Origin of the sequence: Caproiciproducens faecalis, from assembly GCF_019448085.1 — a bacterium.
Classification (GTDB): domain Bacteria; phylum Bacillota; class Clostridia; order Oscillospirales; family Acutalibacteraceae; genus Caproiciproducens; species Caproiciproducens faecalis.
The window spans coordinates 875,250-891,603 of record NZ_JAGFNZ010000002.1 but is presented as its reverse complement, the minus strand read 5'-3'; the positions used below and the strand labels follow the sequence as shown (position 1 = coordinate 891,603).

The 16,354-nt window shown below is 51.3% G+C and carries 19 protein-coding genes and 1 rRNA gene; 18 read left to right on the top strand and 2 right to left on the bottom strand.

Annotation, left to right across the window (positions count from 1 at the left end; translation table 11 throughout):
- The first annotated feature begins 397 nt into the window (after positions 1 to 397).
- From J5W02_RS08695 to aroF, 5 genes are all read left to right on the top strand, one after another.
- A complete protein-coding gene (locus J5W02_RS08695; protein ID WP_219965263.1) occupies positions 398 to 817 on the top strand; it encodes a glycyl radical enzyme family protein in 420 nt (139 codons plus the stop codon).
- A gap of 40 nt (positions 818 to 857) precedes the next feature.
- Complete coding sequence (locus J5W02_RS08690; RefSeq protein ID WP_219965262.1) at positions 858 to 1,577, top strand: ABC transporter ATP-binding protein; 720 nt, start codon at positions 858 to 860, stop codon at positions 1,575 to 1,577.
- Positions 1,574 to 3,187 (top strand): putative ABC exporter domain-containing protein, encoded by a 1,614-nt coding sequence (locus J5W02_RS08685; RefSeq protein ID WP_219965261.1) that lies wholly within the window; start codon positions 1,574 to 1,576, stop codon positions 3,185 to 3,187. The genes J5W02_RS08690 and J5W02_RS08685 overlap by 4 nt, the downstream gene beginning before the upstream one ends.
- Before the next feature lie 172 nt (positions 3,188 to 3,359).
- Positions 3,360 to 3,476: ribosomal RNA gene (rrf, locus tag J5W02_RS08680) — 5S ribosomal RNA — on the top strand.
- Positions 3,477 to 3,695: 219 nt separating this feature from the next.
- The gene (gene aroF / locus J5W02_RS08675; RefSeq protein ID WP_219965260.1) at positions 3,696 to 4,712 is read left to right on the top strand and encodes a 3-deoxy-7-phosphoheptulonate synthase; all 1,017 of its coding nucleotides are present in this window, start codon (positions 3,696 to 3,698) and stop codon (positions 4,710 to 4,712) included.
- A 279-nt stretch (positions 4,713 to 4,991) separates the two neighbouring features.
- On the opposite strand, the gene J5W02_RS08670 is transcribed toward aroF, so the two are convergent.
- Positions 4,992 to 5,540, bottom strand: coding sequence for a biotin transporter BioY (locus J5W02_RS08670; RefSeq protein WP_219965259.1), 549 nt, complete (start codon positions 5,538 to 5,540; stop codon positions 4,992 to 4,994).
- Between the two features lie 347 nt (positions 5,541 to 5,887).
- On the opposite strand from J5W02_RS08670, the gene rplM reads away from it, so the two are divergent.
- The 3 genes from rplM to J5W02_RS08655 all read left to right on the top strand — a co-directional run bounded on the left by rplM (position 5,888) and on the right by J5W02_RS08655 (position 7,977).
- Complete coding sequence (gene rplM, locus J5W02_RS08665; protein WP_219965258.1) at positions 5,888 to 6,316, top strand: 50S ribosomal protein L13; 429 nt, start codon at positions 5,888 to 5,890, stop codon at positions 6,314 to 6,316.
- A gap of 15 nt (positions 6,317 to 6,331) precedes the next feature.
- The gene (rpsI, locus tag J5W02_RS08660; RefSeq protein WP_219965257.1) at positions 6,332 to 6,733 is read left to right on the top strand and encodes a 30S ribosomal protein S9; all 402 of its coding nucleotides are present in this window, start codon (positions 6,332 to 6,334) and stop codon (positions 6,731 to 6,733) included.
- A gap of 557 nt (positions 6,734 to 7,290) precedes the next feature.
- Complete coding sequence (locus J5W02_RS08655; protein ID WP_219965256.1) at positions 7,291 to 7,977, top strand: hypothetical protein; 687 nt, start codon at positions 7,291 to 7,293, stop codon at positions 7,975 to 7,977.
- Positions 7,978 to 8,045: 68 nt separating this feature from the next.
- On the opposite strand, the gene J5W02_RS08650 is transcribed toward J5W02_RS08655, so the two are convergent.
- Positions 8,046 to 8,447, bottom strand: a complete 402-nt coding sequence (locus tag J5W02_RS08650; RefSeq protein ID WP_330659710.1) for a pyridoxamine 5'-phosphate oxidase family protein — start codon at positions 8,445 to 8,447, stop codon at positions 8,046 to 8,048.
- A gap of 88 nt (positions 8,448 to 8,535) precedes the next feature.
- Here J5W02_RS08650 and J5W02_RS08645 point away from each other — a divergent pair, with 88 nt between their 5' ends.
- The 10 genes from J5W02_RS08645 (at position 8,536) to J5W02_RS08600 (ending at position 16,345) form a co-directional block, all read left to right on the top strand.
- Entirely contained in the window at positions 8,536 to 8,913 is a 378-nt protein-coding gene (locus J5W02_RS08645) for a winged helix-turn-helix transcriptional regulator (RefSeq protein WP_219965255.1), read from the top strand.
- 4 nt (positions 8,914 to 8,917) lie between these two features.
- Positions 8,918 to 9,562, top strand: coding sequence for a pentapeptide repeat-containing protein (locus J5W02_RS08640; protein WP_219965254.1), 645 nt, complete (start codon positions 8,918 to 8,920; stop codon positions 9,560 to 9,562).
- 638 nt (positions 9,563 to 10,200) lie between these two features.
- A complete protein-coding gene (locus tag J5W02_RS08635; protein ID WP_219965253.1) occupies positions 10,201 to 11,421 on the top strand; it encodes a 3D domain-containing protein in 1,221 nt (406 codons plus the stop codon).
- A gap of 158 nt (positions 11,422 to 11,579) precedes the next feature.
- Positions 11,580 to 11,882, top strand: a complete 303-nt coding sequence (locus J5W02_RS08630) for a hypothetical protein (protein WP_219965252.1) — start codon at positions 11,580 to 11,582, stop codon at positions 11,880 to 11,882.
- 65 nt (positions 11,883 to 11,947) lie between these two features.
- Positions 11,948 to 12,238 carry a hypothetical protein gene (locus tag J5W02_RS08625; RefSeq protein ID WP_219965251.1) on the top strand — a complete coding sequence of 97 codons (291 nt, stop codon included), beginning with the start codon at positions 11,948 to 11,950 and terminating at the stop codon, positions 12,236 to 12,238.
- A gap of 219 nt (positions 12,239 to 12,457) precedes the next feature.
- Positions 12,458 to 13,099 carry a ribulose-phosphate 3-epimerase gene (gene rpe / locus J5W02_RS08620; RefSeq protein WP_219965250.1) on the top strand — a complete coding sequence of 214 codons (642 nt, stop codon included), beginning with the start codon at positions 12,458 to 12,460 and terminating at the stop codon, positions 13,097 to 13,099.
- A 19-nt stretch (positions 13,100 to 13,118) separates the two neighbouring features.
- Positions 13,119 to 14,147, top strand: coding sequence for a 4Fe-4S dicluster domain-containing protein (locus J5W02_RS08615; RefSeq protein WP_219965249.1), 1,029 nt, complete (start codon positions 13,119 to 13,121; stop codon positions 14,145 to 14,147).
- Positions 14,144 to 15,121 (top strand): RnfABCDGE type electron transport complex subunit D, encoded by a 978-nt coding sequence (locus tag J5W02_RS08610; RefSeq protein ID WP_255575635.1) that lies wholly within the window; start codon positions 14,144 to 14,146, stop codon positions 15,119 to 15,121. The genes J5W02_RS08615 and J5W02_RS08610 overlap by 4 nt, the downstream gene beginning before the upstream one ends.
- Entirely contained in the window at positions 15,111 to 15,758 is a 648-nt protein-coding gene (locus tag J5W02_RS08605) for an Rnf-Nqr domain containing protein (protein WP_219965248.1), read from the top strand. The genes J5W02_RS08610 and J5W02_RS08605 overlap by 11 nt, the downstream gene beginning before the upstream one ends.
- Positions 15,755 to 16,345 (top strand): Rnf-Nqr domain containing protein, encoded by a 591-nt coding sequence (locus J5W02_RS08600; protein ID WP_219965247.1) that lies wholly within the window; start codon positions 15,755 to 15,757, stop codon positions 16,343 to 16,345. Before J5W02_RS08605 ends, J5W02_RS08600 begins: the two co-directional genes overlap by 4 nt.
- Positions 16,346 to 16,354: the final 9 nt, after the last annotated feature.

Here is a 16,354-nt window from a genome sequence, read left to right as displayed (position 1 = left end):
TTGACCATATTTTTCTTGGCAACCCTCATTTTTCGCTCTGCTTCCTTCCCTTTATTCAGTTTTCAGTGTACAAAAATTGTAATTGAAAAATTGTGAATGGCGAAAGCACTTTGCTGTCTGGTTTGTCGCCGGAGGCGCGTGCCGACTGCTAAGTCCAGTTTTGAGTGTATAAATATAAGGCCTATCCTTTGGATGGGCCTTTTTTTGCATTTAATTTTTTATTTTCATTCTAATTCGCGGCTGATTATCATATCCGTGGATGTGCGGGGTTGACTTTTCGTTCATATTCTTGTACTATTGTATTAACTTCTTAATACAGACGAAGGGAAGGAAAAAAATGTTTTTTACGCACGGAGGGACAGCAATGGTATCTGCTCGAATAGGCATTGTTTTTTTAATGATGATAGTCAGTCTGGTTATGCTTGCCGTACGCGTGCTTTTTGGTTTGGCGGCTTATCATGACGCTTCTTCAAAATCAAACCCTGACGCGACGATGTGGGGCCTTTTAGTCGGGTTTTTAGGGATAATTCCGGGCATTATATATCTTTGTATCCGAAATTCGTCGGGAAATTATCTTCTGTGCCCAAACTGCGGCTTTAAACATTATCTATATGACGCCGCGTGCCCGCGGTGCGGAGCGCCGACACAGGCGCCCGCCCAGAACATTAATCCGCTGGCGGCGCAGCAGGCCCGCCGCGCAAGGCTGTTTTTAACCATCGGCATCGTCCTGATCGGGATTACCGTTCTTGCCGCAGTGGTTTGTTTTGTCGGTTTTATTGCAAGCGTCTCTGTCAGAAGTCATGGAATTTATTATTAAAGAATCTATTAAATGGTGAATAGAAGCTTGGAGGATATTCATGCTTGAAGTTTTGGATCTAACGAAAAAATACAGAAATACATTGGCCAACGATCATTTGAATTTCCGGGTGGAGCCGGGTGAAATCGCGGTGCTGATCGGCCCCAACGGCGCGGGAAAATCAACCGCAATCAAGTGCATTGCGGGGCTGCTGCGCTTTAACGGGAACATCGCTGTGTGCGGACACCCGAACAAAACCTTGGAAGCAAAGCGCAGCTTCGGCTATATTCCGGAAATACCGGCGCCGATCGAAACGCTGACTGTGTATGAGCATCTTGAATTTATTGCACGGGCGTATAAGGTGGAGAACTGGAAGGACAAAGCCAGAGATTTGCTGGAGCGCATGGAGCTGGACGATAAGCGCAAAAAGCTGGGCAAAGAACTCAGTAAAGGAATGCAGCAAAAACTCAGCATCTGTTGCGCGCTGCTGCCCGAGCCGCGGGTCATCTTGATGGACGAGCCGTTAATCGGTCTGGATCCGCACGCCATTAAGGAGCTGAAGACCATCTTAATAGAGCTGCGCGAAAAAGGATGCGCCATTCTGGTCAGTACGCATATGCTGGACAGCGTACGCGAATTCTGGGACAAGGCGCTGATTATGATGAATGGTCAAATTGCCGCGGTACGCACCAGGGCGGAAATTGAAAGCACCGGCGAAGATTTGGAGCAGCTGTTTTTCGAGATTACGGAAGGCACTCAGACAGGCGGGGCTGTGCTATGAGAGCAATCCTGTACTTAACCCGGAAGGAAATTAAAAACGGCGTGATCGACCTGCTGCATCACCCGGCCAAACTGGTTCTCTACCTGTTTTTGGCGGTTATTCTGGGGATTTCATTAATTGACGGCTCACAGAAGGAAGTTCGGGCTCCCGGCAGTTATTTGGATGTGGGAATCCTGCACGGGGTCTATTTTGCCATTCTGCTGTTTATTACTGTACCCAGCGTGTTGAGCGGTCTGAAAAGCGGCGCGACCTTCTTTAGAATGTCCGATGTAAATTTCCTGTTTGTTTCGCCGATTTCCCCTAAAAAAATCCTTGCCTACGGCTTAGTGAAGCAAATGGCTTCCACGCTGCTGATGATGGTATTTCTGCTGTTTTACGCCGGAATGGCAATCAACCTGTTTGGAGTTACCGTCTGGCAGGTACTGGCGCTGGTGGGCGGAATTGCGCTGACGGTGTTCACCGTTCAGATGATTACCCTTCTGGTTTACAGCTACTCAAACGGCCGCCCGGAACGCGCAGAGTGGATTAGAACCGTGTTATACGCGGAAACCGGGATGATCGTGGCTTTTGTAATGAGCAACTTCTGGTTCCACGGGGCAAATCAGCAGGCGCTGTACGCGGCGCTCGCATCTCCGTACCTGGAATTCGCTCCCGTTGTCGGGTGGATCAAGGGCCTGGCGTTTGCGGTCATCAACGCGGATGCTGCGCGAACCGCGTTGTTTGCGGCAATCAACGCGCTCACAGTGGCGGGAAGCATTCTGCTGTTTGCCAACAGCAATGCGGATTACTACGAAGATGTGCTGCAGTCGACCGAAACAACGTTTGAACTGAAACAGTCAGTCAAAAACGGAAAGACCAGCGGTGTTCGCGTGAAGGAAACGAAACTCCGCAAAGTGACGGATACCGGTATCTGGCACGGCTGGGGCGCGAGCGTGTTCTTCTTTAAGCATATTCGTGAAATGAAACGCAGAAACCGTATTCCGTTCCTGCGTACCTCCAGCTTTGTTTTAGTGGGAATCAATGTGCTCTTGGCGCTCGTTTTGCAGAAGCTTGGCTCGAGTGGGGGCGATGGAATGCCCGCCAGCATGATGATGGTCATTGCACTCAGCACAAGCTGCTATCTTCAGTTCTTCTTCAACGTCGCGGGCGACTGGACGCTGGAGCTGATGAAGCCGTATATTTATCTGGTACCGGAAAAGCCTTTCGCAAAGCTCTTCTGGGCTACTCTGACAACGCTGCTGACGCCGGTGGTGGACGGCGTGCTGGTCTTTGCCGTTCTGGGCGTAATGCTGCGCACGGGCCCGGCGATAGCTGTGATCTGCATGTTTATTTATATTTCAATGGGATGCATTTACACGGCGGGGAATGTCCTTTCCCAGCGGATGTTCGGTCAGCTGGTCAACAAGGGGTTACTGATGTTCGCCTATATGATAATCCTGCTGATTCTGCTGCTGCCCGCGGCGGGATTAAGCTTGGCTGTGTATCTGCTTGTAAAGGATCTTCCGCCGGTTTTTCTGGGCATTCCGGTTATTATCAGTAATATTTTGGTTTCTGTCGGTGTTTTTGCCGCCTGCCGCAATGTGCTGAGTTCCGCTGAAATGAACAGTTAAATTCCGAAAAGTCATTAAAATCGCGTTTTGGGTGCATAAAAGACTGAAAAAACGTCTAAAATAGAATGGAGTTAACTTCAAGGTAATAAAAAATTAAAATTTTTTTAAAAAACGCTTGCATTCTGTCGGAGAAGGTGGTATTATTATCAAGTCGTCACGAGAACAGATAAAAGTTGGTGCTGATGACGGTGAGGGTCCACCCGTTCCCATCCCGAACACGGAAGTTAAGCTCACTGGTGCCGAAGATACTTGGCTGGCAACGGCCCGGGACAATAGGAAGGTGCCAACATTATAAGGCAGTCACCCAATAGGGTGGCTGTTTTTTTATACCCGGAGGATTCTGTGCTTGCAATTTTTCGCAAGAATCGGTATAATAAGTTTAGCAGTTTAAAGCATAAAGTTACGAAAGTGAATGCCGGAGGTTTTCTGATTGATTTCAGCAAATAAGAAACAGCGGAAAAACCGATGGTCTGTAACTTGCTAATAATGCGAAAAAGGGTATGAAATTATGATTATTGTAATGAAAAACGGTTCCACAAAGCAGGATGTGGACAAAGTCATAGAGGCTCTGAAGGAACATGGGCTGGGCGCGAACCTTTCCACCGGCTCCCAGGCGACGATCGTGGGCGTACTGGGGGACAAGGCAAAGCTGGGCGGCTTTGACTTTGAACTGATGGAGGGCGTAGAGAAGTGCGTTCCCATCATGCACTCCTACAAACTGGCCAGCAGGGAGATGTGCCCGGACGGACGTGTGGTGCGGGTAGGGGAGGAAGTCATCGGCAGAAAAAAACTGGTGATGATGGCCGGTCCCTGCGCGGTGGAAAGTGAAGACCAGATTATGCAGGCGGCGGAGGGTGTAAAGGCGGCTGGCGCACGTTTTTTGCGCGGTGGTGCTTACAAGCCCAGAACTTCGCCGTACTCGTTTCAGGGAATGGAAGAAGAAGGACTGAAGCTGATGAGAAAAGCCGCGGATGCCTGCGGGCTGAAGGTGGTCAGTGAGGTCGTGGCGCACGACCAGATCGATATTGCGGGCAAGTACTGCGATATGCTGCAGATCGGTGCGCGGAACATGCAAAACTTCCGCCTGCTGCGCGAAGTAGGCCGCGCGAAAATTCCCGTGCTGCTCAAGCGGGGGATTTCCTCTACGGTGGAGGAATGGCTGGACGCGGCGGAGTACATTATGAGCGAAGGAAACTACAATGTTGTGCTGTGTGAGCGCGGCATCCGCACCTTTGAAACCGCAACGCGCAACACGCTGGACGTGTCCGCCGTGCCGGTGGTCAAGGAGCGCAGCAGCCTGCCGATTATCATTGACCCGTCCCACGCGGCGGGGAAATCGAGGTACATTGCTTCTCTGTCGCTGGCGGCCGTTGCCGCGGGCGCAGACGGTCTGATTATTGAAGTGCACCCCAATCCGAAGGTCGCAATGAGCGACGCTGCACAGCAGCTTACCCCGGAGGCTTACGGCACATTATTTCAAAAAGTTGGCGCGCTCGCACAGGTCGTGGGCAGAGAAATGGCATAAAAAAAGCGGCTGATTTTTCAGCCGTTTTTTTCTGTTATATAGGGTTCGCCCTCAGGCCGGGCGGCCCCTACTTTCGGTCTTGTCCGAAAGGACCTGCCAGTCCGGGATGCGCCTACGGCGGACTCGACTACAAGCAAAATGATGAATCGATCGCTGATTTCGTCGTTCTAGACGATGTCGGGAATACAAAATTCTCTGTACCCCCGGTATCCCCAAAGTATCCCTATGCGATGAGATGCCGGGGCGGTCTTCATGGACGGGGGAGAGGCGGGGAAATTATTATACGTTTTGTATTAGTCTTGATTTGATTAACGCTTTGTTGATTGCCGGAGCAAGCAAAACGGAGGCGGCGACTTTCATCAGATCAAAGGCAATAAAGGGGAAAACCGTGACGGAAAGGGATTTCAGCCAGCTGACATGCCCTACAAACATATAAAAGACAGAGCCGCACAGGTAACACGCAGTAAGGGCGGCAAGCATGGCGGGAATGCAGCTGAGAAGCGTCTTCTTTTGCAAAATCTCTAAAACCCATGCGGTCAGAAAGGCCATCATGGGGTAAGCGATGAGGAACCCGCCGGTCGGCCCGAAAAGGACTCCGGGTCCGCCCCTGAACCCGGCAAAAACCGGCAGGCCCGCTGCGCCGATCAAAAGGTAGACCAGTTGGGAATACACGGCATGGCGTTTCGGCAGGATCGCGCCGGAAAGATAAACCGGCAAAAGAGAAAGCGACAGTGGAACCGGGGTGAACGACAGCGGAAGAATCAGCTGCGCAAATACAATGGTCAGCGCGGTGAACAGAGCGGTCAAGGTCAGCTGTTTCGTTTTCATAGGCATCTCCTGTATGATAAATAATACGTTCAGTATAGGCAAAATTTTTACAATTGTCAACCCTACAGAATAAATTTAGGTTGACAATTAAAAGAAAACACGATAAAAAATGAAATGACGGAGAAGCGACAACGAGAAACAGGCTAAAAACAGGTGAAAACAGGAGTAAACTATCAACTAAATTAAAATAATCGCACTTTACCCTTGACACAGCGGCTTCCATGTGGTAGTATCATACATGCAATTCCTTTGCGCCGTTTTGCGGCGCGCTTTTTTCAAAAAGGCAGCCCTGCCAAAAGGGCGGGGTTTTGTAATATTTACAAACAAAAATTCAGGAGGTATAAGCTATGTCCACCTATATGCCAAAAGCCGGCGAAGTAGAGCGCAAGTGGTATGTGCTCGATGCAGCAGGCAAACCGCTGGGCCGCGTTGCCGAGCAGGCAGCCGTTCTGCTCCGCGGAAAACACAAAGTCACTTTTGCTCCGCACGTTGACTGCGGCGACCACGTCATCATCATCAACTGCAAAGATGCTGTGCTCACAGGAAAGAAACTGGAAAAGAAATATTACTACCATCATACCGGTTATATCGGACACTTAAAGGCTGTCAGATACGACACCCTTATGAATGAGAAGCCCTGCAAAGCCATGGAGCTTGCCGTGAAGGGCATGATCCCCAGCACCACGATCGGCCGTGCCGCCATGGGCAGACTTCGTCTGTTCGAGGGCGCGGAACACATTCACGCCGCTCAGCAGCCGCAGGCCTGGGAACTGTAAGGGAGGAGGATTAATATGTACGAGAAAGCACCATATTTTTATGGAACCGGCAGAAGAAAAAGCTCCGTTGCCCGTGTAAGAGTGTACCAGGGTACCGGTAAAGTTACCATTAACGACAGAGATATTGACGATTATTTCGGCCTTGATACCCTCAAGCTGATTGTCCGTCAGCCGTTGGTTCTGACCAATACAAATGAGAAATTTGACGTTGTTTGCCGCGTAGCCGGCGGCGGCGTAACCGGTCAGGCCGGTGCAATCCGCCACGGAATTGCCAGAGCGTTGCTCCAGTATGATTCCGAAAATCTGCGTTCTACTCTGAAGAAGGCCGGGTTCCTTACCCGTGACCCGAGAATGAAGGAACGTAAGAAGTACGGCCTCAAAGCCGCCCGTCGCGCACCGCAGTTCTCAAAGAGATAATTTTTTTGATCTTATCCGCATATATCCGCACGGAGTTTTCTCCGTGCGGTTTTTTGTTTTATGAAAGGTCTTGCTAAGAAATCGGTAAATTAAGGTGGACTCGTATATAGGGGAGTTCTAAGAATTGTGCGGGCAGAAATGGAAAGATAATCGACGTGCAAGCGAAATCACAATGACAACCTCGTAAATTGGATGATAGAAGGAAAGACATTGACAGGGTGTTTACAGTGTCGTATAATGAGGAAAAATAAAATAAAAGTGATTTTATCTGAGAAATTTAAGTTGAAGAGGAATCAAAGAAATTTTACAGAAAGAAAGCGACCGGTTTGAAAAAAGCGATAAAATTTTTGGCAATTTTTTTAGTATTTGCGATCACTGCGGAATTCCTCCCGATAACAAAGGCTTTTGCAGAAACTGTATTACAATGTGATACCAGTGCGCCTATTTATCTGCAGCCACAGAAGTCCTATACCTATAGGTTTTCTGCATATGGCAATTTCATCCCCATATTTACGGTTGGGGACGGAAGTGTTATACAGATTTCCTCTGTTAAAAAAGTGAAAATCGAAAATGGCACAGACTACTATGTGCAAGTGAAAGCGGTTGGGAAAATAGGGCAGGCAACTGGTCTTTATGAAACGCTGCCGGGTCAAAAGCCGATAGTAAACAACATTATCACAATTGGGACTACGCCGCCGGAGCAGCTAAAAGCCGGAGAAAAATGGGGGCTTTACGGAATAATAGATTGTGAGCAGGCTGATCCGATTGCAATTGTTAAAACGGGAGTTTTGGAACCGGTAGTGGTACCGTATGACCGCTCGCGAACCTTTGAAGAGCACGCGGACGCTTTTCTGTCCAACACGCATGTGGCAGACTTTGTAAATAATAATTTTCAGCACGGGGATTCTCAATTTTACACCCCGGTTGTTACCTATACGGAGCAAAACGGAAAATATGGATTAATTATCAGAGATTGGCGCAGGAGCAAATCCGAAAGCTATCCGTGGGCGTTGAATTCCGTACTGTCTGTGTTTGTCTATTTCCTTGGGCACGACGCGGGGGAATCCTTATGGGCATATTACGATGACTTTAAGACAACCCACGTCACTGTGCCCTCCGCTAACTATGGATTTGCTGATTCCAATCCAAACGGAAATACAGGAACCTTTACTTATAAAGACGGTGCACAGGTAGATTATGATTACCAGAACGGATATTTGACAGTATTATTCCATGACAGATAAAAGGACTTTGGAACAAAAAGCCCCTGCAGGTCTTACCTGCAGGGGCTCTATTTTGTCAATTTCTAAAGTCAGAACCGAACCGTTCTGGACTCGCCCTTCATATTGCTGAAGGTTGCTTCCGCTTCCTCCACCGCGAAGATCTCGAAAAGATCATCGTCCGCCTGATACATGCCGGAAAGGTAGGGCGCAGCCTTTAAAGCGGCCTCTTTGCTCTCTTTGCTGGTGCAGAAAACCGCCTTGCCTCTCAGGCGCAGCCATTCGTTCTTTTTATTTGTCGTGCAGATTTCAACATTGGGGTTTGCCTGCATCTGCCGGTAAACGTTTTTGCGGTTATTGGTGCAAAAGCAAAGTTTTCCTTCGTAATTCATTACAAAGCCGAACGGGCGTACTTTCGGGATATTGCCCTCGACTGTGGCAAGGTAAAAGGTCGGATTTTCCGTTAAAAATTGAAGAACTTCCTCCATCATCATTGCTCCTTCGTGTTTGTTTATGATATTATTATAAAATAAGGAATGAAAAATACAAGTATGCAGATTTTTATGACTAAGGAAGGATTTTATGAGTATAGGGGAAAATGCAGCAGAACGGGAAGAAGAGATCGGGAAATGCCCGGTCACATATGCCCTGCGGCTGATTGGCGGAAAATGGAAGCTTCCGATTTTGTGGGCGCTCAGCTGCAAGGGCGTTTTAAGGTACAATGAACTGAAGCGGTGCGTCTGTGGAATCACGAACATGATGCTGTCGCAGTCCCTGAAGGAGCTGGAAGAAAACGGGCTGGTACGACGGGTTCAGTACATGGAAATACCGCCGCATGTGGAATATTCCCTGAGCCGGTCGGGAGAAAGCCTGATGCCGGCGTTGAACGAGCTGGCCGCCTGGGGAACGGAGCAAATGAATATCCCGCAAGCTGAAAATTCACAAAAACAAAGGATATGAAATAATGAAAACGGAAGAACCCAAAATATCGGAACAACTGGAAGAGGACGAAAGCTTTGCGCAGGCGCTCCGGCGGGCACAGGAGGAAGAACGGGATGTGAAAGGCCGCCGCTTTTGCAATACGGCGTTGGATGCGGCTGTAGTCTGCGAAGCGGACATTCTGGACTGCGTTTTTGAAAGCGGCCGACTGGCGGAGGTCACGTTCACAAACCGGTATCTTGCGGATGTTGTTTTCAGCGGATGCGACCTGTCCAATGCCGATTTCAGCAAATGCCTGTTACGCAGGGTGCGGTTTGAAAGCTGCAAAATGCTGGGCGCCGATTTTTCGGAAGCGGTTTTTGAAAGTGTGGTTATGCAAAACTGCAACGCAGCCTATGGCAATCTATCTTCGGCGAGAATGAAGGCCTGCCGGTTTGCGGACAGCGATTTTTCCAACGGAAGCTTTCAGCAGTGCGGGTTCCAATCGGTTGTGTTTCAAAAATGCGATTTGACTTGTGCGGAATTTTTTCACGCGCCGCTCAAGAGCATTGATTTTACCACCTGTGAAATCGGGGGAATCCTGCTTTCGGGGGCCGAGCTTCAGGGGGCGATTGTGACAGCGGTACAGGCCTGTGACCTTTCCCGATACCTTGGATTGATTGTACGATAAAAAGGACTTTGGACGACCAAAGTCCTTTTTCATTATATATAGCATTTTTTCGGGGGAGTTCGTACCAATTTTGGACAGCTCTTATATACTATATATAGTGTGGTTTCATTGTGCTTTCCGGGGCCGGATCGACGCTTCGAAAAATACCGAAAATCGGTATTTTGGGCCCGGTGCTCCGCCGGAGAGAAAAGCGGTTTTTCAGCAAAAACGACAGCTCCTGAACGCTTGTGTATAATAGCTAAAAAATCAGGCGTACAGCGGATATTTTTAAACGACAGGCCGGGAATACGGGTCTAAATCCGCCCAAATTACCCAATAATTTACAGTGTAAACAACGCTGTAATATTTGTAACAAGTTTGTAACTTTGATTTTCTTGCATTTTGCACAGAAAAGAGTTTCTGACGAAGCGTAAGAAAAGGAATATTTGTGCCGTTATGGAAAATAAAGGCAGAATTTCAGAATATTCTCATCAATGCGTTTGTGCAATTTGAATAAAATTGAAGTAATTATTAATTTGACAATTATGCATTAGGTGAATATAATTACGCCATTGATATATGCTCTAAAAACTGACGCTCGGCAAGGTGGTGGGGAAAGCCCATATTTCCTGTGCCGAAGCAGGGAAAAGGGTGAACAAATGCAATTTTTTACACGAAATATGGTCTGTCTGCAAAATGCAACGAAAAGAGTGGTTGCGCTGGCAATCATGATTATAATTACAGTCAGCTCCGTCATTACCGTGGCGGCGGCAACGTACAACGCGGTAATCGATTATAACGGAGAGAAAAGAACCGTACAGCTGTACAGCGACGGAACCGATGAGATTCTTGCCGCGGCAGAGATTAAGCTCGGCGCGGATGATCTTGTTGAACGCAGCCCGGAACAGACCCCGGGCGGAGAAATCCGCATTACCGTCAAAAGCGCGGTTCAAACGAATGTCCACACGGACGGTCAGGTAAAAACCGTTACGCTGCATTACGGCGATACGGTGGCGCAGGCACTGTCTCTGGCGGCGGTAAAGCTGGAAGCCAACGATTTGGTGACCCCCCAGCCCGCTGAAAAGCTTGTTCAGGGAACAGACATTCAGGTAAAGAGAAGATTTACCGTCAGCATTACGGCGGACGGTCAGACAAAATCGGCCCTCGTCAGCGATGGCACGGTTGCTCAAGCACTGGATGAGGCCGGTGTCGCGCTCGGCGCGGACGATCTGGTGAATGTGCAGAAGGATGCGGCGGTCAGCGAGGGAATGAAGATCAATGTCTCCAGGGTCACTTACAAAGAAGTAACCAGCATTCAGCCGGTTGCGTATCAGAACAAAAACGAAAGCAGCGCCAGTCTTTACAAGGGTCAGACCAAGATCAAGACTTCCGGTAAAAATGGCAGCCAGTCCGTTGTGACCCGCCAGAAGCTGATTGAAGGAAAGGTCGCCGCAAGCGAAGTGTTGAGCGCCACCGTGCTGGAGCAGCCGGTAGATCAGGTGACGGCAGTCGGCACGAAGAAAAAGGCGGCGGGTTCCGCGGTGATTAACGGCAACGGAACGGTTACCGACCAGAACGGCAAGACCATTTCCTATAAAAAATGCGTCAGCGGAAGATGCACCGGTTATACCGGCGGCGGCCGCACGTCTACCGGAAAAGCGGCCGCGTTCGGCCTGGTCGCGGTTAATCCGAAAGTGATTCCTTACGGCAGCAGGCTTTATATCTGCTCGCCGAACGGCAAGGTCGTTTACGGCTACGCGATTGCGGCGGATACCGGCGGCGGCTTAATGAGCGGACGCATTGTTGCCGATCTGTATTTTGATACGGTTGGGCAGTGCCGGAGCTTTGGAAATCGCAATATGAATATTTATGTTCTGTAAAACAGGGAGCGGGGGAAACCCCGCTCTTTTCTGATGTCCCACAGATGTCCCCACGCAAAAATTTTCAAAAAAGAATGCTTGCAACCAATAGAACATATGTGTTATTATAAGAACAGAAAGTAGAACATATGGACGATTTTGGGTCGGGGGGATAAACGATGAATGTTTTAACAGGAACGATCATGCTGCTGGCGGCGGGAATCATGGCGAAACGATTCCGCACGCGTACCCAGTCGGGGCGCGGGCTTTTGGGAATGACCGCGGCAATGGGGGTTCTTACCCTTTGTTTTGGCGGAGGAAGCTGGCCGGTGCAGACCGTTCAGTTTTTTTTACAGGCGGTTGTGGCATTCTGCTGCTTTTTACAGCTCAGGCGAGAGGCCCTTGTGCGCCGCCGCCGGATTCACAGACATCCCCACAGGGCGCAGGAACCACTGCCCGGGGCGGAAAAGACCTGTGCGTAGCGGTTGACAGAAGAACAGAATCCGATTATCATATAGGAACATCACAATAACGGGGAGCGGTTCATTTGCCATATGTATATGCGGCGATGTGGGTAGTCGTCGGCCTGATCCTGATTTTCCGGATGAGCCGGGAAAACCGTGTCTTTTATGCGCTGGGCGCGTTTTTTCTGCTTCTGGGCGGATGGTGGTTTGCGTCTGCCGCGCTTACAGCCAACCCGTTTACCGGGGTCTGGGGCTGGGTGCTGCGGGGATTTACCGCGGCGGCGCTGGTGCTGGCGTGCGTGGTTTACTACAAAGAAAGCAAAAAAAGCGTTGATTCCCCGGGGGACAAGCCCTCCGGACAAGATAAGAAATAGCCGAAAAGCTTCGCCTGAGCGGAGCTTTTTTACTGCCAAAATAATGATTTCTGCATACAATAGAGTGCGGGGCAAATATTTAAACCGCTTCATTATAGATCGTCTGCCGGGAATCCGTTCCCGGCAGGCGCTATAAAGTTTGAGGGAACCGGTTCTGAAAAAGTTGAAAAAACGATTGATTTAGGGTAGAATAAAGGAAAAAGCAATGGAGGAATCAATATGCTGATAGCACCTTCGGTGCTTGCTTCGGACTTTTCACAGCTTGGAAATGAAGTTAGGAGAATGGACCTTTGCGGCGCGGACTGGATTCATCTGGATGTAATGGACGGCCACTTTGTGCCGAACCTGACTTTCGGCGCACCGGTCGTCAAGGCCGTGCGCGGATTTACGAAGAGACCCTTTGACGTGCATCTGATGATCGATGAACCGCTCCGGTACGTCCCTGATTTTTTAGACGCCGGAGCGGATATTATTACTTTTCACATCGAGTCAAAATCCGACCCGGAAAAAACACTGGAAGCCATCCGCGCGGGCGGAGCGAAACCGGCGCTGTCCGTAAAACCGGGCACCCCGGCGGAAGCGGTGTTCCCGTTTTTGGACAGGCTTTCCATGGTGCTTGTCATGACGGTGGAGCCGGGCTTTGGCGGGCAGAGCTTTATGGCAGACATGATGGACAAGATCTGTGTACTGAAAGCCCGGAAACCGGATTTGCTGATTCAGGTGGACGGCGGAATCAATTTGGAAACCATTCGGGTGGCCGCACAGGCGGGCGCGGATGTTTCCGTAGCCGGGACAAGCATCTTTAAAGCGGAAGATCCCGCACAGGCAATCAAAGACCTGAAAGCGGCGGCCGCACAATAAAACAAACGGGGGTGACGGCATGATCCTGCAGCGCGGTGTAAAGCTGGAGCAGCAAAAAACGGCTTCGCTGAGGCATAAAATAAAAATTCTTCCCGTACCGGAGGGCATGGCGGAGCCCAAACCGCTGCCGCCCCGGAAGGACAAGCTGGACGCCGGCGGAATTATCGCCGCCGCCGAAGCGGCCGGAATTGTCGATGAGTTTGACGGGGTGGCGCTGGACAAAAAAATGAAGCGGCTGCGCCGGCTGAAACCGGACATGATCGTGGCCTGCTGTTTTGACGAAGACCCCTGTACTACCAGCGCCATGGCAACGCTGCGGGAAAATACGCACGCGATGATTGCCGGGCTGGTGCTTGCCGCGCGGGCCTGTGGTGCGGCAGAGAATAAAATTGCCGTGGCTACCGCAAAAGAGGCGCGCGTCATTCGGAAAATCAACCCGCAGGCCGACCTGATTCTTGCGGGCGAGCGGTACCCCGCGCGGGTGCTGCTGAAGAGAAAGCTGTACGCTTCCGGGAAAAACGCTGCGTACATCGGCGCACAGGCGCTGCTGGCGCTGACCGCCGCCGTGGATGACAGCGAGGCCCAGAACTTTACGGTGGTAACGGTGGCGGGCGACGGGGTGGAGCACTGGCGGAACATGCGGGTGCGCATCGGCACGCCGCTGCAGTTTCTTTTGGACGCCTGTGAAGTGAGTGAAAAGACAAAGGTGGTCATTACCGGCTCCTCCGTTACGGGAAAAGCCGTGACCGACCTTTCCCAGCCGGTCACAGCCGCAACGCGCTGCGTGATCGCGCTGAAAAAACCGCCCAGAAACAAGACGTATCCCTGCATCGGCTGTGAAAAGTGCGAGCGCGCCTGTCCGCGCGGCATTGTGCCGTGGAGGGTTTTAAGAGAAATCCAAAGCGCCAGCCCCGACCCGGTCAGAATGCCGAACGTGCAGAAATGCATTGGCTGCTCGGCCTGCGCCGTTGCCTGCCCCTCCGGAATCGACCTGACCGCCGTGATTTCCAAAGCGGCGGCTTATAAGAAAAGCGGTGACTTCGATTGACACTGAATGAAGCGAGAGCCCCTTATGTAAAAAGCGAAGCCTCCGTATCCTCCATGATGCGCGACGTGCTGTTTGCGCTGCTCATGCTGCTTGTTCTGCCCGTGGTGCACTACGGCGTGCGCCCGCTCGTAATGGCGGGAGTGACCATGCTGGCCTGTGCGGTCTGCGAGATTCTGTTCAGCCTGATCCAGACCAGAAGCATCAGCCTTTCCGACGGCTCTTCCCTGGTAACGGGAATGGTCATTGCCATGCTGATGCCGCTCAACGCGCCCCTGTGGCTGCCCTGCGCCGCGGCTGCGTTTGCGATTCTGGTCGCGAAAATGCCGTTCGGTTCCATCGGGCACACGCCGTTTAACCCGGCGGCGGCGGGGGTGGCCTTCGCCGCGCTTTGCTGGCCCAAGGAAATGTTTTCCTATTTCGACCCGGCGGTCAGTCAGAGCATTCCTCCGTATCAGGATTTTACCGCGGTGCTGACCCATTCCCCCGCCGCCGTATTAAAAAACGGACTCAAGCCGGACATTCTCCCGCTTGACATGCTCTGGGGCGTATTTGCCGGACCTTTGGGAGCAACGGGGATTCTGGTGATTGCTGCCTGCGGCCTGTTTTTGTTTTTGAAGCGCACGGCAAGATGGGAAATCACGGCTTCGTTTCTCCTTGCAGCCACGCTGATTGCAGCGTTCTTTCCCAGAATCGCGTGCAGTCCGCTCACTTCTGTAAAATACGAGCTGATGTCCGGCTCTCTGCTGTTCTGTTCCGTGTTCATGGTCACCGACCCGGTAACCGCGCCGCACAGGATGCTGGGGCGGATTCTTTACGGCGCTTTTGCCGGTTTCCTGATTATGATGTTCCGCCGCTTCGGCGCGTTTGAACAGGGTGCCGCTTTTGCCGTCCTGATTGCCAACGCCGCCGCCCCGCAGATTGATTCCCTGCTTTGCGGCACTCTGAGACTGGGGGATGAGCTGTATGACGAATAGAAAGACCCTGCTGCGTGAAACCGGAACCATCTTTCTGAACGGGGCGTTTTTTCGCAACCCTGTTCTGGTCGGCGCGCTCGGGGTGTACCCCGTGGTTGCGGGCGGCTACAATATGAGGAACGCGGTGGAGCTTTCGCTGCTGTTTTTGTTCCTGACTTTGCCGCTGGCGCTTTTGTATTGCCTGATTGGGGAAATGATGGCCGTGTGGCTTCGCCCCGGGCTGGTGCTCACCGCTTCGGCGGTCCTGTACCTGCCCGCCGCCTGGCTGACGGACAGGCTGATTCCCGGTTCGGTGACTGCGCTTGGCATGTTTGCCGGACTGATGATCTGCAATTCCGTGATTCTTTCCCGCGCGAATGATTACGCGCCCAGCCATATCGGATGGGCGGTGGCCGCGGACGCGCTGGGGTGTTCCGTCGGATTTACCGCCGTGATCTGCCTGAGCGCCGCAATCCGTGAGCTGTGGCTCAAGGGCGGCCTGTGGCACACGAACATGGGCGTCTACGGCACTGCCGACGCGGGTGTTTCCCTGCCGTTCTTCGGATTTATTCTTCTCGGCTTTTTTGCCGCGTTTGTAAAATGGGCAACGCAGAAGCGCAGCACGAAAGCGGAAAAAAGGAGGGTGCCCCGGGTATGAATACCTTCGTACAAATCCTTTTGACCGCTCTGATGGCGGTGACTTCGGAAAATATCCTGTTTGCCGGTGGAATCGGGTTCAGCCGTGTGCTCCGTGCCGCCCACAGACCGAAAATGCTTGGAATGTATTCCCTTTTTATTTCGGTGTTTACGCTGATTTCCATGGTTGCAGCGTATTTTTTAAGCCCGCTGCTTGCGCAGAGCGACACTCTGACCGTTCTGCGGCCGTCGCTGCTGGCTTTTTGCAGCGCGGCAGCCTACCTTGCGGCGGCGCTTCTGCTGAAAACCTTTTCTCCTCAGTTTTTCCGGAAGTACGGGCAGATTCTGTCCCCGTCGGCAATTAATACGGTGGTGCTTTCCATGCCGTATGTTTTAAAAAGCTTTAAGCTGACGCTGCCGAACGCCGTTGGGTTTGCCCTTGGGACAGGGGCGGCGTTCTTTTTGGCCGCCATGATCTTTTCCCGCGCGCCGGAGAGCTGCGAAAACCCGGACATGCCAAAAGCGTTCAGCGGGCTGCCCGCCACGCTGATCTATATCGGGATTCTGTCCATGGCTTTCGCGGGGTTCACCGGAGGAAAGCTGTTTTAAATGATAAGA